The sequence below is a fragment of the Xanthomonas sp. AM6 genome, from assembly GCF_025665335.1.
Lineage (GTDB): Bacteria > Pseudomonadota > Gammaproteobacteria > Xanthomonadales > Xanthomonadaceae > Xanthomonas_A.
Window position 1 is genome coordinate 3,868,607 of sequence record NZ_CP106869.1, and the last position, 20,954, is coordinate 3,889,560.

Genomic DNA, 20,954 nt, shown 5'->3' on the forward strand with positions numbered 1-20,954 from the left:
CCAGGAGCCCGCCATGAGTACGCCCGAAGCCCCCACCTATCTGCATGGCTTTTCCGGCACCGAGCAGGCGCGGCTGCTGAAGCAGGCGCGCCTGCTCGAAGCCACGCTGTTCAACCAGATCGACTACACCGGCGCGCGGCGCCTGCTGGAAGTGGGCAGCGGCGTCGGCGCGCAGACCGAAGTCCTGCTGCGCCGCTTTCCCGACCTGCACGTGACCGGCGTGGACCTCAGCGAGGTGCAGCTGCAGGCCGCGCGCGACAATCTGCAGCGCATGCCGTGGTGCCGCGAACGCTACACCCTGCAGCAGGCCGATGCCGGCGACCTGCCGTTCGAGCCGCGCAGCTTCGATGCGGCGTTCCTGTGCTGGGTGCTGGAACACGTGCCGTCGCCGGCGCGAGTGTTGAGCGAAGTGCGGCGCGTACTGGCGCCGGGCGCGCCGGTGTACGTGACCGAGGTGATGAACGCCTCGTTCCTGCTGCATCCGTATTCGCCCAACGTGTGGCGCTACTGGATGGCGTTCAACGACTTCCAGTACGACCACGGCGGCGATCCGTTCGTCGGCGCCAAGCTGGGCAACCTGCTGCTGGCCGGCGGCTACCGCGACGTCAGCACCGAGATCAAGACGCTGCACCTGGACAACCGCGAACCGGCCCGGCGCAAGACCATGATCGCCTTCTGGGAAGAAGTGCTGCTGTCCGCCGCCGAGCGGCTGCTGCAGGCCGGCGCGGTCGGCGAGGACACCGTGGCCGGCATGCGCCGGGAGATGGCGCAGGTGCAGAGCGACCCGGACGCGGTGTTCTTCTATTCGTTCGTGCAGGCGCGCGCGACGGTCTACTGACCGCCGCCGCGGTGGACCCGCAGGACAGATGTCCGCCCGGCGCGCTCAGCGCGCGGCAGGCGGCGGCGCGCCGACCGGTGTGGCCGCTGCCGGTTCGGTCCAGATCCGCCGCCACATCTTCGCCAGCGCCGCGCCGATCTGCCCGCGCGCCACCGGCGCGCGGTACGCGGCCTGCAGCTGGCGCGGTTCGATCGCCTGCCAGCCGTCGCCCTGCCGCCGCGCCACCACGAAGTTGAAGTTGTAGTCCGGCTCCAGGCCCATGCGCAGGTCGCTGAGGACCAGCTCGCCGTCCTTGACCTGCGCGCGCATGAAGCCGCGGTTGAACCAGCGCAGCCGCTGCACCGCCGGCAGCGCGCGCGCTTCGCCCAGCGCCTGCGTGTTGGAGGGAAAACCCTGGAAGCGCATCGGCCCGCGGTCGGCGACCAGCGAGCGCTCGCCGATCACGTAGCCGCCCGGCGTCATCGCCACCACCCGCCACAGCAGCGTGTTGAACGGCATCGGCACCGAGAAGCGCGGCGCATGCTGCAGCCCCATCGCCGCCAGCGCGCGGTCGGCTTCGCGATCGACCAGATGCTTGGCCAGCAGCGACCAGCCCAGGTAGGCGCTGCTCAGGATCAGCCCGGCCAGCAACGCCTGTTGCGCCACGCGCCGCGTACGCCCCCACCAGGCGATGGCGCAGGCCAGGATCAGCCACAGCGTGTAGCCCGGATCGATGATGAAGACACTGGACCACATCGCCGGCGGCGGCCGCAGCGGCCACCACAGCTGGGTGCCGTAGACGGTGAACGCATCGAGCAGCGGATGGGTGATCAGCGCCAACTGGATCGCCCAGAACCAGCGCTGCGGCGCTGCGGCGACGCGGCCGTGACCGAAGCGCCGGAACAGCCACCAGATCAGCCAGCCGAGCAACGGCAGCACGAACAGCGAATGGCTGAAGCTGCGATGCACCGTCATCAACGTGACCGGGTCGCGGGTCAGCGGCAGCAGGAGCAGCGAATCGAGGTCGGGCAGCGTGCCGAGCGCGGCGCCGGCGAGCAGCGCGGCGCGGCGATGCGCCGCGGGGGTGATGACCGCGGCGATGGCGCCGCCGAGTACGATCTGGGAAAGGGAATCCATCGGCCGATGCTAGCAGCGATAACGCGACGGGTGCGCGGCGGTGGCGGTGCTGGTGGCGGTCGCCGTGATTTTGCTCTGTTTGCGTGACCGCAGCGGCGAGCGGTTGCAGTGCAAGCGGCTGCGGCGCTCGGCCGGGATGCCTCTTTTGCCAAGCGGAGTCATGGGAAAGCGCCGTCGCGACAGCGACGACCCGCCAGCTCGCGGTCGGCGAAACGCAAAAGAAAGGCGCCCCACCGGGACGCCTTCCCTTCCCATGCGCCGCCCGGATCAGAATCCTTCGAAGAAGAGGGTATGGGCATCGTCGGAGGAGGTGGCCGCCGTGGCGGGGTTTTCCGATTGGAAGTAGCTGATCACATCGGCCGCGATGACGCCCAGCCACTTCCAGAACCGCCCCTTCTTCTTCGCCGTGGCGCTCTCGGCCGCGAATTGACCGCTCGCGGCCGCCTGCTTGGACCAGTACCGCGTGGAGTGCCTGGCCACGCTCAGCCCGCCCAGGATCAGCGCGCCGTTCTTGGAGGTGGGATCGAGCCGCGCCAAGGCGTCCCGCTCCAGTTCCTCGAACTGTACCGCCGCCGCATCCAGGTCCTCGGCGTTCTCGACAATCTGATCGATCTTCACGATGAACGCGAATTCCTCGGCACTGAACCGCTGGCGCAGCCCGTCCAGATTTTCCGTCAACGGCCGCGTCGGATCGATCGCATCGATGATCGGCTGCTGCGTGGCGATGAACTGCTCCAGCGGCATGCCGGGGTCGTAGCCGCACTTCTTGACCAGCACGGTCAGGGCCTCGTCGTGCGACACGTTCAGGTCCATCAGGCAGCCGAGATACATATTGTGCTGGATGCCTGCCTGGTCCACGGGGTTCTCGGCCGCCAGCGCGGGGAGAGCGAGGGCACTGCCGACCAGCAGGGCGGCGGTTGCGACAAAGCGCTTCTTGTTCATGAGCATTCTCTTGCAATGGATGGGTGAGGTGACTCGGGTCCATGCGCAGACCTGGGCATGTGCTCACCGATGCATCGGCGCGGCGCGATGCGGTGCGGATGACGGTGGCGCATGGGACGGCGGCCGTGTCAGAACACGATGTCGTAGACCGTGCTGGAGGTGGTGGCCGCGGTGACGGGGTTTTCGGTGAGCAGGAAACCGACCACGTCCGACCCGACCACGGCCAGCCATCTCCAGAACCGCCCTTTCTTCTTCGCGGTGGTGTCGCCAGCGGCGGCCTCACCGCTCTCGGCCGCGTACTTGGACCAGTAGCGGTTGGAGTGCTTGGCCACGCTCAGCCCGCCCAGGATTAGCGCGCCGTTCTTGGACCTGGGATCGAGCCGCACCATGGCTTCCTTCTCCAGTTCCTCGAACTGCAGCGCCGCGGCGTCCATGTCCTCGGCGTTCTCGACGATCTGGTCCATCCGCACGATGAACGAGAATTCGTAGGCGCTGAGCTGCTGGCGCAGCCCGGCCAGGTTTTCCGCCATCGGCCGGGTCGGGTCGACCGAGTCGACGATGGGCTGTTGCGTGGCGATGAACCGCTCCAGCGGCATGCCGGGGTCGTAGCCGCACTTCTTGACCGCGACGGTGAGGGCCTCGTCGGGCGAGGCATTGGCGTCCATTAGGCAGCCGAGGTACATGTTGTGCTGGATGCCTGCCTGGTCCACGGGGTTCTCGGCCGCCAGCACGGGGGCGGCGAAGGCACTGCCGGCCAGAAGGGCGGCCGTTGCGACAAAGAACTTCTTCTTCATGAACGTCTCCTGCAATGGATGGGTTGAGCTGGCCTGGTTTCCCGACGTCCCTGCACAGGCCTTCGGGCAATGAGGACAGCGCCGCATCGGCACGCGGTGCGATGCGGCGGCTTCAGGCTAGGCAGGGCTGCGGCGAGGCACGAGGGCGAAACCGGGTCGCCGCAGGAGCGAACCGGGTCGAATTGGCGAACCCAAGGGCGGGGCCCTCCCGTTGCGATCATGCGTGTCCCGGCCTGCGGCGCGGATGCCGCCATCGGAGAATCAATGCGTTACGCGGATTTGTTCCCGGTCTATACCCGCGGACGCGCTGGCCCCCGCGTCGCCGCCGCTCTTACGCTGCAGGTCCCGTCGCTCATGTGCCGAGGCTCCGATGCTCGCCTGCCGTTCCGTCCATGCCGCCATCGTCGCGGCCCTGCTGACCTTGCCCATGGCCGCCCACGGCCACGACACCCTGCCGCCGAACTGGTGCCTGGAGGAAGACCGGGAGCCGGAGATCGTCGTGAAGTTCGATTTCAACGGCGGGCAACTGCGGGAGCTGATGGACAAGTGCGGCGTGGTCGACCACGAGCAGCCGTACATGAATGCGCTGGAAACCATTGGCGCCTACTGCGACATCGTGGCGCCGTCGAAATCGGCGAAGCCGTTCATCCTCGGGCCCGATACCTTCCTGGCCAGGGACCACCACACCGCGTACCGCATGGAGCAGGGCCTGAAGGGTGCCTGTGTGGTCTGCCCGGCCAAGCGCGGACGCTGACCGGCCGGTGAGGAACGCCCCGCCGTCAGACGAGCGCGTCCCGGCGGGTATAGGCCAGCACCGCGTCGACCCGGGACTGCAGCGCGGCGCGCGTGTCCGCCGGCAATCCGTCGCAGTGCGCGAGCACGAAATAGGCCGAACGCAGCACATCCCGCCAGCGCGGGTTGCTTGGCAACTTGGAGACGGCCAGATAGCGCTCCATCGCACGCGCGCGCAGGCGGCCGTCGTCGATGTTCACGCGCCAGATCCGGCTGCGCTCGGCCAGTTCCAGCCGGCCGGTCCCGGTGGCCCGTTCCCAGGCGTCGATGACCGCCAGCATGAGTTCGACCAGCGTGCGCCGGAACGCGTCGCGCATCGCAGGCGCGGCGGCGCCCTCCTCCTGCTCCGCGGCCTGCCCGGTGTCCGCGGCCGCATCGCTGCCGCGTTCCTGCAGGGCGAGGACGACCAGGCCGTCGCCTCCCGTCCAGGGTTCGAGCGTTGCGAGCAGCGCGCCGCCATGCTGGGCGACGAACGCGATGCGCTGCCCCGCGCTGTCCTCCATCCGCTCCAGCGCCGACTGCAGCGCGGGACGATCGGCTTCGGCCGCGAAGGCGGACACCGCCTGTCCCACTGGCTCGGCATCGTCTGCGCCGCCGAGCCGAAGGCGTCCGGCGCGATTGGCGACCAGGACCTGCCCTTCGGCATCGAGCAGGCACACCGCATCCTCGCGGCTGTCGAGCAGCGTCTGCAGCAGGTTGCGATCCTCGGCCAGCGCGTCCGCCTCGCGCCGGTAGCGGGCGAGCTTCTCCTCGTGGCGGACCCGCCGCGCAGCTTCCAGCAGGCGTTCGCGTTGCCGGCGCCGCTGCAGCAACAGCCACACGCCGAGCGCCGCCGCGACGCCGGACACCAGCACGAGCCAGAGCAGCAGCGTGCGTTGCCGCAGCTGGGCCTTGCGCAGGCGGTTCTCGCTTTCCAGCTGGGCGATGGTGCGCTGCTGTTCCGCGGTTTCGAAGCGGATCCGCAACCAGTCCAGCTGGCGGTCGTGCTGCGCGCGCACCAGCGCGGTGGCTTCCGCGTTCGCGCGCCGCAGCGTGGCGTTGGCCGCCACCGCGTCGCCCGTGCTTTCCTGCAGCCGCGCCAGCTCCTCCAGCAGCGGCACCCGCACCGGATCGCCGCTGGCGGCCGATGCCAGCGCCTCGCGCAGCCGCGCCGCGGCGGCGGCGGCGTTGCCTTCGAGCCGCGTCGTGCGCGCCATCTGCAGCTGCAACGCCGAAGGCAGCGGCAGCTTCCACGCATCGGCCAGCGCCAGCGCGCTGGAACTCCAGCGCCGCGCCTGCGGCACGTCGCCCAACGCCAGCGCCGCGCGGATCAGGCCGTCATGGACCCGCAGCTCATAGACCCGGCGGCCCTTCTCGCGGTAGACGGCCAGAGCCTCCTGCAGCCAGGCCAGCGCCTGGCGCGTCTCGCCGCCGTCGAGCGCCAGCTCGGCCATGGTCTCCTGCACATGCGCCGCCTCGATGGCGTCGCCCTTCGCGCGGTTGGCGGCGAGCGCATCGCGGTAGTAGCGCATCGCGGTGCCGGGCTCGCGCAATTCGCGATACACGTCGGCGATGTTGTTGAGCACGGACGCCGCGACTTCGCCCTGGGTACGCTGGATCCCGAGGCTGACCGTCATATTGCGCAGGGCGCCGCGGAAATCGCCGAGACGGCGCAGCGCCGCGCCCACGTTGTTCAGATCGCGCGCCTCCGCCCCGCGATCGCCGAGCCCCCTGGACAGCGTGGCCGCGCACTCGAACCGCTCGAGCGCCTGCGCAATGCGTTCGCGGCGAAATTCGAGAATGCCGCGGCGGCGCGTGAGTTCGTAGCGCAAGCGCTCGTCGCCGTCGCCGCCTTCGCCGATGGTGGCGTCGGCGCAGTCCAGCGCCTGCTCGGCGGCCTCGAAGCGGCCAGCGTCGAGGCGGTCCTTGGCGTGCGCGAACAGCGCTTCCACCCGCGCGCCGCGCGCTGTTTCCGACGGCGAAAGCCCGACATGCCGGATGCAAAGCGCCGCATCCGGAAGCGTGCGCGCCGCCCTGTCATCCGGGCAGCCGGACACCGTGTTTCCCGCGATCGAGGTACCGTTCGCCACGAGCAGGATGAGCGCGCAGCACAGTCCGAGGCTTGCCTGGCGCCGCGCGCTTGCAGTCGCGGCGGGCGTATAGACGACGATGCCGGAAGGGGCTGGCGCGATCGGGCTCAACCCGTTCCACGCGGACCGCAACGACCGGCCGGACGACTCCTTCCCTGGCTTCACTTTCTCCATGACCCCCGACGTGATCGAGATGCGACGCGCTTGCGCGGCGGCGCCGTTGGTCAGTGCGGGCAACCAGGCCCGATCGTGGAGTCCTGACCGGGTTTGCCGCTCCGAAGGAACGCAGTAGACCCGATGGAGTGCATGCCGATCAAGCGCATGCCGCGCTCACGGCTGCGGCGCGTCGATTGCGGAATGTCCATCACACCGCGATGTTCGACGTCCTTCCAGCGCGCGCACCGGCTGGCCAATCTGGCGGTCGGCCGCGGCGGCACCCGCCGCCGGCGCAAGCGCTCGGCAAGAAGCGCGCAGGTTCGGCCGCATGCGCCGCCGAAGCACTCATCCGGCACTGCGTCGTATCGCGGGAACCGCCGGCGTCAGGCCGCCCGCGGCCAGGCGCTCTCCTGGGCCAGCCGCAGGCGCGGCGGCAGTTCGGTCAGCACCTCGCCGCGATGCGAAAGCAGGCGCAGGGTACCGTCGGCCTCTTCCGCGAGCGCGGTGAGGCTTTCGACCCAGTCGCCGTCGTTGGCGTAGACCAGGCCGTCGCGCTCGAACAGGCCGGCGCGGTGCACGTGGCCGCAGACCACGCCGTCCAGGCCGCGGCGGCGCGCGTCGGACAGGCCGGCGTCGACGAAGCGTTCGATGTAGCGTTCGGCGGCGCTGCTCTGCCGCTTCAGGTAGTCGGCCAGCGACCAGTAGCGCATGCCGAAGCGGCGGCGCACGCGGTTGGTCAGCTGGTTGCCGGTGAGGATGCGGTAGTACAGCCAGTCGCCGAACTTCTCCTGCAGGCCGCCGAACTGGGTGACCGCGTCGTAGTCGTCGCCGTGCACCACCAGCAGCCGGCGCCCGTCGGCGGTCTCGTGCACCGCGCGCCGGCGCACCTGCATCGCCGGCAGCGCCAGGCCGCAGAAGCGGCGGATCGGGCGGTCGTGGTTGCCGGGCACGTAGATCAGTTCGGTACCGCTGCGCGCCAGCGCATGCAGCGCGTCGATCACGCGCTGGTGCGCTGCGCCCCATACCGCGCGGCGCTGCGCCATCCACCAGAAGTCGACGATGTCGCCGACCAGGTACAGCTGCCTGCAGTGCAGGCCGCCGAGGAAATCGGCCAGCTCGCGCGCATGGCAATGCGGCGCGCCCAGATGCACGTCGGACACGAACACCGCGCGGCGCGGGGACAAGCTGCTCACCTTGTTCATGCCATCACCTCTGCTTCGCTGCGGGGCCGTTCCAGGTAGCGCATGCGCTTCTTGCTGCGGATGCGCTGCAGATCCAGTTCGATCAGGCCGTCGACCGCGTCGTTGAACGCCGGGTCCACGCCGAAGGCGAGGAAGCGCGCGCCGCCGGGCTCGCACAGTTCGGTGTATTGCTTGTAGAGCATCGGCACCGCCGCGCCGAGCGCGTCGAGGTTGCCCTTGAGCACCTTGAACGCGGTGTCCGCGTCCAGCGCGTCGAACGCCGGCGGCGCCTGCGAATAGTCGAACGGCCGCGCCGAAGCGGCCTCGCCCAGCGCATCGCCGTAGTAGCGCGCGTAGTAGGCCACGATCTGCTCGCGCGCCTGCCGCGGCAGCGCCGCGCTGATCGAGACCGCGCCGTACAGGTAGCGCACCTGCGGGTAGTCGCGCAGGTAGGCGCCGATGCCCTGCCACAGGTAGTCGATGCTGCGGCTGCCCCAGTAGTCGGGCACCACGAAGCTGCGCCCCAGTTCCATGCCGGCGGCGATGCGCGGCAGCAGCGCTTCGCCGTAGCGGAACAGCCCGGCGGTGTAGAAGCCGGCCAGGCCGCGTTCGGCCAGCACCGGCGCGCCGCGGGCCACGCGGTAGGCGCCGACCACGCGCGCGGCGGCGCCGTCCCACAGCACGATGTGGTCGTACCAGGTGTCGTAGTCGTCCAGGTCCAGGCGCCGGCCGGTGCCCTCGCCCACCGCGCGGAAGGTCAGCTCGCGCAGGCGGCCGATCTCGCGCAGCAGCGCCGAGCCGGCGCGCAGCCGCCCGACCCGGATCTGCTTGCCGTCCAGGGTCTGGCCCAGGCTGCGCAGCGTGGCGAACTCCGCCGCCACCGCGGCCGGGTCCTCCGCCTGCACCAGCGGCTCTTCGCTCGGCGCGGGCGCGCTGGCGCCGGCGCGGCCCAGCGCGTACAGCTCGCGGCGCAGGCCGCGCATCAGTTCGGCGTCGGACTGGCCTTGCGGCAGCGCGCGGGCACGGCCCAGGCTCAGGCCGATGCGGCGCTCGCGGCGGGCGAACATCTCGCGCGCCAGCAAGGCGGTGCCGGCCGGCTTGAACAGCGCCGAGGCGCCGTAGAACAGCGCCGAGTTGCGCGCGTGGATGCGCACCGGCAGCACCGGCGTGGCGGTGCGCAGCGCGAAGCGGGTGAAGCCGCGGCGCCAGCGCCCGTCGGCCACCCCGCCCCAGCCCAGCCGCGACACTTCGCCGGCCGGGAACACGATCACGCACTGCTCCTGCTCCAGCGCCTGCTCGATCGCGCGCACGCTGGCCGGCGACGGCGCGCCGCCGAGGATGCGCACCGGCAGCAGCAGCTCGCGCAGGCCTTCCAGCGCCCACAGGAAATCGTTGGCGACGATCTTGACGTCGCGGCGCACCTGGCCCACGCAATCCAGCAGCGCCAGCGCGTCGAGCGCGCCGGAAGGGTGGTTGGCCACGATCAGCAGGCGCCCGCGCGCCGGGATGCACTCGGCCGGGCTCGGCGCCACCGCGTAGCGCGCCTGCAGGAAATCCAGCCCGGCCTGGACCAGGGCGAAGCCGCGCAGCTCGTGGCTGGCGTCCAGGAATGCGTCCAGCGCGTCCAGGCCCGACCACTTCTGCAGGCCGCGCAGCAGCGGCCGCACCAGCCGCGAGCGGCGGCCGGCGAACCAGTGCGGGTAGCGATCCTGCAGACGACGTTCGAGTGCGAGCACGGCAAGCCCCCTTGCTGACTGCGCACAGCTTCGGCGCCCGCGGCGACACCGATCTTGCAATATGACTACGGCAAGGTGACGGCGGCGGCCCCGCCGGCTGACCGGTTAACCTTGCCCAACCCCGCCAGGGGCACAATGCACAGCGCCCCGCGCCCGTGTATTATGCGCGTCCATCTTTTCATCCGAATACAAGGATATAGCCGCGATGTCCAGCTATCTCTTCACCTCCGAGTCGGTCTCCGAAGGCCACCCGGACAAGATCGCCGATCAGATTTCCGACGCGGTGCTCGATGCCATCCTGACCCAGGACAAGCGCGCGCGCGTGGCCTGCGAAACGCTGGTCAAGACCGGCGTGGCGATCGTCGCCGGCGAAATCACCACCAGCGCCTGGATCGACCTGGAGGCGCTGACCCGCAAGGTGATCCTGGACATCGGCTACAACAGCTCCGAGGTCGGCTTCGACGGCGAGACCTGCGGCGTGCTCAACCTGATCGGCAAGCAGTCGCCGGACATCAACCAGGGCGTGGACCGCAAGAAGCCCGAGGAACAGGGCGCCGGCGACCAGGGCCTGATGTTCGGCTACGCCACCCGCGAGACCGACAGCTTCATGCCGGCGGCGATCCACCTCTCGCACCGCCTGGTCGAGCAGCAGGCCAAGGTCCGCAAGAAGAAGAACTCGCCGCTGGCGTGGCTGCGCCCGGACGCCAAGAGCCAGGTCACCCTGCGCTACGAAGACGGCGTGGCGACCGCGATCGACGCGGTGGTGCTGTCCACCCAGCACGACCCGGACATCAAGCAGAAGCACCTGATCGAGGCCGTGCGCGAGGAAATCCTCAAGCCGGTGCTGCCGGCCAAGTGGCTGCACAAGGGCACCAAGTTCCACATCAACCCGACCGGCAAGTTCGTGATCGGCGGGCCGGTGGGCGACTGCGGCCTGACCGGGCGCAAGATCATCGTCGACACCTACGGCGGCTGGGCGCGCCACGGCGGCGGCGCGTTCTCCGGCAAGGATCCGTCCAAGGTCGACCGTTCGGCCGCCTACGCGGCGCGCTACGTGGCCAAGAACGTGGTCGCCGCGGGCCTGGCCGACCGTTGCGAAGTGCAGGTCTCCTACGCCATCGGCGTGGCCGAGCCGACCTCGATCTCGGTCACCACCTTCGGCACCGGCAAGATCGCCGACGACAAGATCGAGAAGCTGATCCGCAAGCACTTCGACCTGCGTCCGTTCGGCATCATCCAGATGCTCGACCTGATCCACCCGATGTACCAGCAGACCGCCTCGTACGGCCACTTCGGCCGCACCCCGAAGGCGTTCACCTACACCGACGGCACCGGCGCGCAGCATGCCGCCACCGCCTTCTCGTGGGAGAAGACCGACCGCGCCGACGCGCTGCGCGCGGACGCGAAGCTGAAGTAAGCCGGCTCGCCCGCGCTTGCATGGAAACGGGCCGCATTGCGGCCCGTTTTTTTTATGCAGGTCCAGTTTGCGCTGCGACCTGCCGAGCGCTCCTGTGGGAGCGACTTCGGTCGCCACGCGAAATGGGGTCAGTCCCCGGCGTCCGGCTTGCAGCCTGTCGGGGCCGAAACCCCTCCTCCAGTGCACCCAACGCGTCGGCGTGCGTTTTTGCGGCAGTGGCGCGCCTTTGCGGGAGCGGTTTCAACCGCGACGAACGAAGCCGGAAACGCAGCGGCTCCGGCGGACGCTGTTGACTGGAATCCTCTCAGTGCACTCAGCCAACCCGCCGCAAATCCCCGTGGAAGCGACCGCGGGTGGACTCCGGCCGTCAATCGCCGCAGGGGCCTGTCGGTAGAGCCCGTCGCGACTGAAGTCGCTCCCACAAGTGACCGTACAGCGACAGCGCGCCGTGCCAGTCCAGCTCAGCCGCGCCGCTGCAACGCTGCCTGCAGCACCTGCTGGAACTGCTGCAGCGTGCACAGCTGCGTCCTGGCGTCGCTGCAGCCCGGTACGTGCAGGGTCTGCAGCAGCGGCGGCGTGCGCAGGCCCAGCGGGGTCAGTTCGCGCAGTTGGTCCAGCGATTGCGCCTGGTAGCGCAGGCGCACGTAGCGCTGGCCGCTGCGCACGTCGCGCACCTGCTCCAGCACCAGCGCGCCGCCCGGCGGCGAATCGTCCAGGCCGTAGCCGGGCAGATGGAAGTGCAGGTCGAGCAAGCCGCTGAGCGCGGCGATGTGGGTGTCGCTGGCGACCAGGACGGTCAGCGCGGGCGCGCCGTCCGCGCCCAGCGTGTCCAGCACCCGGTGCGCCAGCGGCGCGCCGGCGCGCGCGGCCATGTACTGCGGGCGCGCATAGATCTCGAACAGCAGCGCATGCAACCGCGATACCACGCCGAGGCGTTCGCGGGTGGCGCGGCCCCAGCCGACCTGGTCCAGCGGCAGGCCTTCGGCGTATTGCAGGATGAACACCTCCGCGGTGCCCGAGGTCAGGTCCAGCGGGCCGTGCAGGGCGATGCCGCGGCCGTTGGCGCCGGGCGCCAGCGACGACGGCATGCGCGCGAAATCGCAGTCCTGGTTGTTCGGCGCGCAACCGAGGATCCGCTGCATGGTGCGCAGTTCCCTGGCGTAGGGCGCGAGCACCGCGCCGGGGCCGCCGGTCTGGCGCTGGATCGACGCCACCGCGGCGGCGGCGTCGAAGTCCACCGCGCCGGCCTCCACCGGGCGGAACAGCGGATCGTCGCTGCCTTGCGCCTGATGCCCGGCCTGCAGCCCGCAGCCGGGCGCCAAGGCCTCGGCCAGGATGTCGGCACTGACGATGGTGCGCTGGTCGGTGTTGGCGTACACGCTGACCGTGCCGGCGCCGGGGCAGCCCGTCGCCGGCAGCACGCCGTCGCGCACCAGCCATTGCCGGGTGTAGTCGCCGCTCAGCTGCACAGCGGCGCGGCCGTGCGCCGTGAGCAGGCTCGCCGGCGTATCCCACACCGGCCAGGGCCGGTCGGCGAGCGCGGCCGCGGCGGCCTCGCCCTGCAGCGGCGCGCGCACGCCGTGGCGGAACAGCATCAGCACCTGCTCGACCTGCAGTTGCGGCGCCGTCGCCCGCTGCGGCGGGCGCGCCTGCGCGCCTGCCGTCGCCGCCGCCAATCCCACCCACAGCATCCAGCGCATGCGCTTGCTCATCGTCGTTCCAGGAAAAGAAAAAAAGAAAAGAAAAGGCTCACTGCCCGGCGCCATCGCAGCGCGCGCTGACCGGGTCGCAGCGCAGGCCCGCGGCGATCCCCAGCCAATAGCCCAGCCCCTGCGGGTCGGGCGCGCCGGCGTAGTAGTCGGTGCTGATCCATTGCGCGCCGGCGTCCAGCGCCGCCTGCGCGCGGCGGCGATCGTGGGTGCGCGCCTGCACGCCGTCCACGTCGGCGCGGGTGCGCACGATGTAGCCCTGCGCGACCCGCGCGCGGATCAGCGCCGCGTCGGCCTGCGGATCCTCGATCGACAGCACCGCGGCCTCCGCGGCGTCGGCCGGGTACCAGCCGAACATCATGCGTCCGGCCAGCGACGGATGGCCCTGCCGGTACAGCGCCTCGTGCCGCGGATTGCCGTCGAGCACGAACAGCAGCCGCCCGCGCGCCTGCGCCAGGGTCGGCCAACGCTTGCCCAGCACCGCCGCACGCAACGTCGGCGCAGCGCCGCGCACGTCGTCGGGCACGATCAGCCGCGCGCGGCCGACGACCCCGGCGATGTCGCGATCGAGCGAATCCAGGCTGGCCGCATCGAAGGCGGTGCGGTGCGGCCACACGCCCGGCAGCGGATCGAAATCCACCGCGTTGACCAGCACCACCAGCGGCGCGTGCCGCGGATGCGCCCGCGACCAGCGCGCCAGGATCGCCAGGCAATCGCGGAACCGCAGGCAATGGCTGGCGTAGTCCAGCCCCGGCTGGTGCAGCACCTTGGCGCCCGGCGTGCGCATCGCCGCCAGCGCCGCCGCGTTGCGGCCATGCGCATACGGCGCCGCGTACAGGCCGCCGCGCGGATCGGCGGCGACGTCGAGTTCGAACTGCAGCAGGCCCAGCGCCAGCTGCGCCTGCAGCGACGGGTGGCCATAGGCCAGCGCCGGCCACTCGGACGGCGCATGCGCCCGCAGCCGCCGGCGCACCCGCGCCGACGGATACGGCCGGTAACTGTTGTGCGAACCGAGCAATTGCAGCTGGTCGATCCGCAGCGATTCGGAGGGCGCAGGAATTTCCTGCGCGCCACCATGCAGGGCCGGCAACGCGAGCAGCGCGCCGACGCATACGAGCCACCGCACGCGCCGCGGCAGGCGGCCGCGACGCGCGAGGGAAGCGAGTCTGAGCAGCGCCCGCCGGTTCAGAACGTGTACTTCACGGTCAGCAGGCTGGTGCGCCCGGCATCGACGATGTCCGAGATCGCGGTGCTGTTGCGGCCCACGTGCGCCCAGTAGCTCAGGCGGTTGGTCAGGTTGGCCACCGACAGGTCGGCTCGCAGGTGCTCGTTCACCGCATAGCCCACGTGCAGGTCGATGCGGGTGATCGGCTTCACCCACAGATCGTCCCAGCTGGCGCCCTGGTCCAGGTAGTCGTAGACCGACACGTACTCGCCCGAGTAGTGGTAGCTCAGGTTCACCGACAGCGGCCCCTTCTCGTAGAACAGCTCGGCGTTGGCCATCAGGTCCGGCGCGTTCTGGATGCGCTCGTCGTGGAACCCGGTCATGCCCAGGTCGACGCGGGTGGACTGGCGGGTGACGTTGGCGCCGATGCCGAAGCCGTCCAGCGGCGCCGGCATGCCCTGCAAGGTCTGCCGCACCGCCGCCTCCACGCCCAGCACCTTGCCGTCGCCGCCGTTCTGCGGGCGCACGTAGCGCACGTTGCCGCTGGTGCTCGCGCCGGCATTGGCCGCGTCCGAGCCGTTCTCGTAGATGTAGTCGGACAGGCGCTTGTAGTAGCCGGCCAGCATCGCGTGGCCGCCGGCGCCGTTGTCCCATTCGCCGGACACATCGACGTTGAGCGCCTTGATCGGCTTCAGGTCGGGGTTGCCCTCGGTGATGGTGGTGACGCCGTCGCTGGACACGTCGTAGTTGGAACCGCCGCCGAGCTGCACGAACGCCGGGCGCGTGTAGCTGGTCCACACCGAGGCGCGGTACACGGAACGGCCGTCGCCCGGGCGGTAGTTCAGGAACACGCTGGGCAGCGGCTCCTCGTAGCGGGTGTGGTTGTTCTGGAAGTAGCCGGCCAGCTCGTTGCCGCCGCTGTCCTTGGGCATCGTCCAGTAGGTGTTGCGGATGCGGGTCTGCTCGAAGCGCAGGCCGGGGATGATCTCCAGGTCGCCGGTCCTGAACGTGGCCATCGCGTAGGCCGCGGCCACCGCTTCGGTGCCGCGCATCGTCGCGCAGTTCTGGTTGTTGACCGCCAGGCTGCCGCAGGTGTCGAAGGCCTCCGGGGTCATGTACTGGGCGATCGAGGCCTTCAGCGCCGCGTTGCTCAGCTTGACCGTCGGGTAGTCGTACTTGCCCGGATACACCGAATCGTATGCGCCGTTGACCAGGCCGGTGTTGGCGAGCAGGGTGCCGTCGGTGAACTTGGCGGTGGTCCAGTCGCGCGAGGTGAACTCGCGCGAGCTGTCCACGTACTTCACGCCGAACTGCACGCTGCTCAGCGCGCCCTGGTCGAAGTCGTAGCGCGCGTCGAACTTGGCGCCGCCCTTCTTCTGCCCGCTGTAGGACTTGGTCAGCTGGCCGTGGCGGCGCGCGTACAGGCTGCCGATGTCGCCGGCCTGGTCGCGCATCGCCGCGGTCAGCTGCGGCACCGGGAAGCCTTCGCTGTCGTAGCCGATGAAGCTGTTGGCGCCGTACGGGAACTGGGTGGAGGTGTACTGGTCCACGCGCGCGGAGACCTCGATGTGGTCCGGGCGATCGTTGTCGCCGTAGCCGTAGAACAGGTTCGGCGACAGCGTCCAGTTACCCAATTGCTTGTCGGCGCCGAACTGGAACGTGGCCAGGTCGGCCACTTCCGGGTTGGTCTCGTACCAGTAGCGCACCGCGACGCGGTTGATCTGCGGCTGGTACACGCCGGTGCTGCCGATCTGGGTGTAGCCGACGCTGGCCGGCACGAACTGCGTATACCCGGTGTTCTGCTCGGTCTTGGCGTAGGCGTAGGTGGCCCGCGCGTACAGCTGCAGGGTCGGGTCCACGTGCCAGTCGAAGGAGACGTTGCCGCCGTAGCGCTTGGTGTCGCCGCCGGAGTAGCCGATGTTGGTGCCGGTGGACTGCAGCGCGTCCTCCGCGTCGTAGCCGGCGGCCAGGTCGCCCTTGGCGGTGGTGCGCGCGAATTCCCACGAACCGTCGTTGCGCGCGGCGGAGGCGCTGGCCACTTCGCTGTTCACGTAGTGGCGCTCGTCGTAGTAGGCGCTGGCGTAGAGGCCGAACTGCCTGTCGCTGCCGAACTTGGCGTGGAATTCGCCGGCCACGCCCTTGCCCAGGCCGCTCTCGTCGTAGTCGCGCGCGCGGCTTTCCATGCGCCCGCTGGCGGTGATGCTGCCGCCGAGCGCATCGCTGTAGTCGAAACCGCTGGGCGTGCGGTAGTCGATGGTGCCGCCGATCGCGTCGCCGTCCATCGCCGCGGTGGAGGTCTTGTTCAACACGATGGTCTGCAGGCCCGACGGCGGCAGCAGGCTCAGCTGCACGCTGCGGCTGTACGGCATGCCCTGGGCGACGTTGACGCCGTTGATCAGGTTGACGTTGTACTCGGCGTTGAGTCCGCGCACCGAGGCGAACATGCCCTCGCCGCGCGCGGCGCCGTCGACGCCGCCGAAGTACGACTGCCCGGTGTTGACCACGTTGACGCCCGGCAGCAGGCCCAGCGCCTCGGCGATGTTGTGCACGGCGGTGTACTTCAGGTCGTCGGCCGACAGCACGTTGGCGGTGTTGCTGGCCGCCATCTGCATGTCGGCGGCGTTGTAGCGGTTGGCCGCGACGGTCACCGCCGACAGGGTCGTGGCGTTCTTGTTGGCCGCGGCCGGCGCGGTGTCGTCGCCGACGCCGGCCTGCGCCTGCGCGGGATCTTCGGCGTGGGCGGCGGCGGCGAGGGCCAGGCTCAGCGCCAGGGCGATGGAACCGGCAAGCCGATGCGGCCTGGCGCGGTGCGATGCGTGGTTCATGGGGATTCCATCAGGACGTGGGGTGGTGTCCCGGCGCGCAACGGCATTGCGACCGGAGAAGGCACAGCGGCGCCCGTATCGCCGGGTCGAGCCGGCAACTGGGCGAACATCTGGGGGAGGTTCCGTGTCGGAGCCGGACCGCGAACTGACGGGCCGTTAACAACTGCGGCGCATTGTGTGCGGCGATGTTTGCAGATGCGTGACGGAGTTCATAGGTGAACGCCGAGGCGCTGCGTGGGCGAATCAGCTGACCACCAAGTCCCTTGTAGGAGCGACTTCAGTTGCGACGAGCGAAGCGATGGACCTACCGGCGTCGGATCCAGTCGGGGCTGAAGCCCCTCCCACAGTGCACCCATCCGGCTCGACGCAAGTTCCTGTGGGAGCGACTTCAGTCGCGACGAGCGAAGCGATGGGACCTACCGGCGTCGGATCCAGTCGGGGCTGAAGCCCCTCCTACAGTGCACACAGCCGATTCGACGCAAGTCCCCTGTAGGAGCGACTTCAGTCGCGACCCTGACGGCTTCGATCGAGTTGGGGCTGAAGCCCCTCCTCCAGTGCACCGGGCCCGCACGCGGCCGGATGCAACCTCACAACCTCATTCCGACGCGATCTGCGCGTGCAGGATGCGGCGGATTTCCAGGATCGCCTGCGGCGTCTCCTGCACGCTGTGCCCGGAAGTGACCACCAGTTCGGACGCGGCGCCCTGCAGGTGCGCGCTGCGGTACGGCACCAGGCCGTCGTCGGCGTCGGCCAGCGGTACCGACGGTTTGCGCCGGGCGATGATCGAGTGGTAGCGCACGGCCGGCGAGATCGGCAGGTCGGCGGCGGCGCGCACGAACGGATCGGTATCGCGCAGGTTGTCGATGCCATTGGGCAGGCGTTGCGGCACGCCGTCGTCGCCGCCGATGTCGCGCATCACGTCGGCGAAGCGCGCCAGCAGGGTCACCGGCAGCCGGATCAGCCTGCCGACCAGCCGGCCGATGCTGCTTTCGGCGATGGCGGTGCCGCGGTGCGGCGCGGCGATGAAGATGGCGCGGTCGACCTGCGGCAGCGGGGCGAAGCGCAATAGCGGCTGCAGGCGCTCGCGGACCCGCACGCCGCGTTCGCCGCTCAGGTCGCGGCCGGCCAGCAAGGCGTCCCAGATGCGGTCGCCGGACGCGCTGACCAGCAGCCGCGCGATCACCCCGCCCATGCTGTGCCCGACCAGCACCATGTGCCGCGAGGCCGGCGCCTGCCCCTGCGGATCGAAGTGGTGCAGGGTCTGCAGCAGCAGCGTCTCGATCTGCGCGCGGTTCCAGGCGATCGGCATGTTGGTCGGGTAGTAGACCTGCCAGATCTGGTAGTGGCGGCGCAGCTGCTCGTCGCCCAGGATCTCGTTGGCGACGTTGACCCAGGCCTCGGGGCTGCTGCCCAGGCCGTGCAGCATCAGCACGATGCGCCGGTTCGGGTCGTAGGGCTGCATCAGGTACAGGTGCGGCTGCTCGATGCCGTAGCGGCTGCCGAGCATCGAGCGCAGCGACTGCTTGGCGAAGCCCGAGCGCGCCAGCCACAGGCCGTAGGCGGCGGTGAAGTTGGCGGCCAGCGGCAGCCGCTGGCCGTGCACCACGATCTCGTTGTCGCGGTACGGATCGTAGGGCGCGATTACCACGTTGCGCGTGTCCAGCACCTGCGCCAGGCTGTCGCCGTCGAAACGCAGCAGCACGGTGGTGGTCGCGTACGGCATTTCGCTGAAGGCGGGCGTGTCCTGCGCCGGCCGTGCGGCCGTGCCGTCCGCCAGCAGCGCGGTCGGGTCGCCGACCTGCGCCGGCGACACTTCCGCCACCAGCTCGGCGCCGAAGCCGTCGCGCCGGTAATTGCTGCGCAGCCCGTCGAAGTGCAGCGCGGCGGCCGGGACCATCGCGCTCGGGCGCGACACGCCGCCCGGCAGGCGGAAACTGTCCAGCTGCGCGCGCACCTGCCAGCCGGCGGTGGCCAGCGCTTCGTCGTCGTGCAGTTCGCCGCTGGCGCTGCCGGCGCGCCACCGCTCGAACAGGCCGCCGACCGCTTGCTGCACCGCGTAGTTGTAGTAGTCGCGCACCTGCGTCTGCCGGTCCTCGAAGGCACGCGCGCTGGCCGGGCGCTCGGTGAAGAACAGGTAGGCATAGGCGTAGCGCGCCGTTTCCAGCCACGCCTGCAGCGCCGCATCGTCGAGCGCGGCGGCGCGCTTGGGCGTGCGCTGCGTCGCCGCGCGCAGCCACAGTTCCGACAGCGTCGCCAGGCGCCGCTCCTCGCCCAGCCCCTGCACCGCGCGCAGTTGCGCCGCGCAGGCGGGAATGTCCGCTTCGCAGGCCTTGCGCTCGATCGCCACCACGCGCAGCGTTTCCTGGCTGGCGTCGCTGAGTTCACCGGTGCTGAGCACGTCGCCGCGCTTGGTCGCGACGTAGTCGCCGGCCGCGCGCGACTGCACGGTGACCATGGCGCAGCCGGACCCGGCGAGCAGGCCCAGCGCCAGCAGCGCGCGCGCCGCCAGCGGCCACCCGGCGAAGGCGCGCATCAGGGCGCCGCCCCGGGCGGTCGTTCGCCGGGAACGCCCTCGCGGATGCGCCGCGAGAAATCGGCGCTGTCACCGGCGTGGCGCGCGCGCTCGCCGATGCGCCCGCGCGCCTGCAGCGTGGCCAGCGCGTAGCCCGGCACGAAGCCGTGTTGCGCGTACACGTAGGACGGCAGATAGCCGGACAGCAGCAGCCGGTAGTCCAGCGGCAACTGCGGTTCGAACTTGCGCACCAGTTCGAACACGATGGTGGTGCAGTTGCTGGTGGCGGTGTTGTAGAACGCCGGCCGGCGCAGCAGCTGCTGCGCCCGCGCCACGTAGCCCAGGAACAGCTGGCGCAACTGCGCCGGCGGGATGTTCAGCCGGTACAGGTAGACGTCCTCGCCGCGCACGTTGCTGCGCACCGCGAGGATGTCGCGTTCGTCGGCGGCGATCATCGCCTGCTCGAAATTGCGGAAGAACCCGGCCAGCGCCGAGAACGCTTCGCCACGCTCCTTGCGGATCTCCAGCGAGAACACCACCCGGCGGCCGTCGTCGAAGCCGAACGAGACCAGGGTGTGGGCGATCGCCGGCCCCATCCAGTAGGACAGCACCAGGTCCGCCGAGACCAGCCGGTCCAGGTCGTACTGGCGGGTCTCCCAGCGCGGCGTGTAGTCGCTGTCGCTGCGCCAGGCGAAGTTGCGCACGTTGTGCAGGGTGACGATGTGGCCGTCCACCTGCGGCTGCAGCGGCTGCGCCACGTCGTCGGCCCAGTCGCGGTCCTGCTCGGGCCGCAGCTGCGACCAGCCGAACACCAGGCCGGCGCAGGCGATGGCGAAGATCAGCGGCAGCACGCGGTAGTCGCGGGGATGGCGCAGCCCCCACAGCGCCGCGCCGCCCATCGCCGCCCACAGCAGCGCCGAGACGTAGCGCACCGGCGCGCCGGTATGCGGCAGGAAGGCCAGGAACAGCGCGCCCCAGAGGCAGGCCAGCACGATCGCCAGCGCCGCCGCGGCGTGTGCCACGCGGGCCGGCCAGCGCCGCGGCGCGGCGCCCTGCGCGGCCACGCCGGCGGTCGCGGCATCGCCGCGGCCCTGCCCTCGCCCGCGCCGCGCGCTCATAGCGCCGCGGCCGCCGCCGGCGTGGCCAGCGCATGGCACAGCAGCCGCCAGCCGCGCAGCGCCAGCGCCTTGCGCTGCGCTTCGTCGTTGCCGCGCTGGCAGGCGCCGAGCATGTCCATCAGCAGGCCCAGGTCGGCGTCGTCCAGCTCGGCGCGGCACAGCCCGGCGCCGATCGCGCGTTGCAGGAACGGCAGCAGGATCGCCATCAACCGGCCATGCGCCGCTTCGATGGTGGGATGCTCGCGCGGCATCGAGCGCCAGTAGTCGGTCAGCGGCGAGGACATCGCGATGTGCTCGGCGACGTCGCGCAGCAGCAGGAACAGGCCGTCGGGTCGCTCGCCGATGTCGCGCGCGCAACTCTCCAGCCCGTCCAGGCCGCGCTGCAGCAGCGCCGTCATCAGTTCGGCGCGGTCGGCGAAATTGCGGTACAGGGTGGCCCGGCCCACGCCGGAACGCTCGACCACCAGTTCCAGCGGCGCCAGCACGCCGTGCTCGCAGAACACTTCGTCGGCCGCGTCGAGCAGCAGACGGCGGCGGTGGGCGGCATCGGCACGGAGGTCCATGCCGGGATTATCGGACAATTT

15 protein-coding genes are annotated in these 20,954 nt (G+C 70.5%); 3 read left to right on the plus strand and 12 right to left on the minus strand.

Translation table 11 applies throughout. The annotated features are described in order from the left end of the window. Window positions 1-13 precede the first annotated feature (13 nt). Entirely contained in the window at window positions 14-838 is an 825-nt protein-coding gene (locus OCJ37_RS16615) for a class I SAM-dependent methyltransferase (RefSeq protein WP_263110799.1), read from the plus strand. Window positions 839-883: 45 nt separating this feature from the next. Here OCJ37_RS16615 and OCJ37_RS16620 read toward each other — a convergent pair whose 3' ends face one another. From OCJ37_RS16620 to OCJ37_RS16630, 3 genes are all read right to left on the minus strand, one after another. Further along, entirely contained in the window at window positions 884-1,954 is a 1,071-nt protein-coding gene (locus OCJ37_RS16620; RefSeq protein ID WP_263110800.1) for a metal-dependent hydrolase, read from the minus strand. 267 nt (window positions 1,955-2,221) lie between these two features. Then, a complete protein-coding gene (locus OCJ37_RS16625) occupies window positions 2,222-2,896 on the minus strand; it encodes a hypothetical protein (RefSeq protein ID WP_263110801.1) in 675 nt (224 codons plus the stop codon). 128 nt (window positions 2,897-3,024) lie between these two features. Beyond that, window positions 3,025-3,690, minus strand: a complete 666-nt coding sequence (locus tag OCJ37_RS16630) for a hypothetical protein (RefSeq protein ID WP_263110802.1) — start codon at window positions 3,688-3,690, stop codon at window positions 3,025-3,027. A 370-nt stretch (window positions 3,691-4,060) separates the two neighbouring features. Between OCJ37_RS16630 and OCJ37_RS16635 the strand changes: the two genes are divergently transcribed. Beyond that, window positions 4,061-4,444: a hypothetical protein gene (locus tag OCJ37_RS16635; RefSeq protein ID WP_263110803.1), complete on the plus strand. Its 384-nt coding sequence runs from the start codon at window positions 4,061-4,063 to the stop codon at window positions 4,442-4,444. A 25-nt stretch (window positions 4,445-4,469) separates the two neighbouring features. Here the strand turns inward: OCJ37_RS16635 and OCJ37_RS16640 are convergent, their stop codons facing one another. The 3 genes from OCJ37_RS16640 to OCJ37_RS16650 all read right to left on the minus strand — a co-directional run bounded on the left by OCJ37_RS16640 (window position 4,470) and on the right by OCJ37_RS16650 (window position 9,624). Then, window positions 4,470-6,788: a tetratricopeptide repeat protein gene (locus tag OCJ37_RS16640; RefSeq protein ID WP_263110804.1), complete on the minus strand. Its 2,319-nt coding sequence runs from the start codon at window positions 6,786-6,788 to the stop codon at window positions 4,470-4,472. Between the two features lie 302 nt (window positions 6,789-7,090). After that, window positions 7,091-7,909 carry a UDP-2,3-diacylglucosamine diphosphatase gene (locus OCJ37_RS16645; protein ID WP_263110805.1) on the minus strand — a complete coding sequence of 273 codons (819 nt, stop codon included), beginning with the start codon at window positions 7,907-7,909 and terminating at the stop codon, window positions 7,091-7,093. Beyond that, window positions 7,906-9,624, minus strand: a complete 1,719-nt coding sequence (locus OCJ37_RS16650; protein ID WP_263110806.1) for a bifunctional ornithine lipid synthase OlsF — start codon at window positions 9,622-9,624, stop codon at window positions 7,906-7,908. The genes OCJ37_RS16645 and OCJ37_RS16650 overlap by 4 nt, the downstream gene beginning before the upstream one ends. Window positions 9,625-9,829: 205 nt before the next feature. Between OCJ37_RS16650 and metK the strand changes: the two genes are divergently transcribed. Next, window positions 9,830-11,041 carry a methionine adenosyltransferase gene (gene metK, locus OCJ37_RS16655; protein WP_263110807.1) on the plus strand — a complete coding sequence of 404 codons (1,212 nt, stop codon included), beginning with the start codon at window positions 9,830-9,832 and terminating at the stop codon, window positions 11,039-11,041. 461 nt (window positions 11,042-11,502) lie between these two features. Here metK and OCJ37_RS16660 read toward each other — a convergent pair whose 3' ends face one another. From OCJ37_RS16660 to OCJ37_RS16685, 6 genes are all read right to left on the minus strand, one after another. Continuing rightward, entirely contained in the window at window positions 11,503-12,753 is a 1,251-nt protein-coding gene (locus OCJ37_RS16660) for a histidine-type phosphatase (protein ID WP_263110808.1), read from the minus strand. A 37-nt stretch (window positions 12,754-12,790) separates the two neighbouring features. Next, the gene (locus tag OCJ37_RS16665) at window positions 12,791-13,876 is read right to left on the minus strand and encodes a Ca2+-dependent phosphoinositide-specific phospholipase C (RefSeq protein ID WP_263110809.1); all 1,086 of its coding nucleotides are present in this window, start codon (window positions 13,874-13,876) and stop codon (window positions 12,791-12,793) included. Between the two features lie 59 nt (window positions 13,877-13,935). Further along, entirely contained in the window at window positions 13,936-16,740 is a 2,805-nt protein-coding gene (locus tag OCJ37_RS16670; RefSeq protein WP_263110810.1) for a TonB-dependent receptor, read from the minus strand. Between the two features lie 595 nt (window positions 16,741-17,335). Next, window positions 17,336-19,273, minus strand: coding sequence for an esterase/lipase family protein (locus tag OCJ37_RS16675; protein WP_263110811.1), 1,938 nt, complete (start codon window positions 19,271-19,273; stop codon window positions 17,336-17,338). Continuing rightward, window positions 19,273-20,370 (minus strand): Lnb N-terminal periplasmic domain-containing protein, encoded by a 1,098-nt coding sequence (locus tag OCJ37_RS16680; protein ID WP_263110812.1) that lies wholly within the window; start codon window positions 20,368-20,370, stop codon window positions 19,273-19,275. The genes OCJ37_RS16675 and OCJ37_RS16680 overlap by 1 nt, the downstream gene beginning before the upstream one ends. Beyond that, window positions 20,367-20,933 (minus strand): TetR/AcrR family transcriptional regulator, encoded by a 567-nt coding sequence (locus OCJ37_RS16685; RefSeq protein ID WP_263110813.1) that lies wholly within the window; start codon window positions 20,931-20,933, stop codon window positions 20,367-20,369. The genes OCJ37_RS16680 and OCJ37_RS16685 overlap by 4 nt, the downstream gene beginning before the upstream one ends. Window positions 20,934-20,954: the final 21 nt, after the last annotated feature.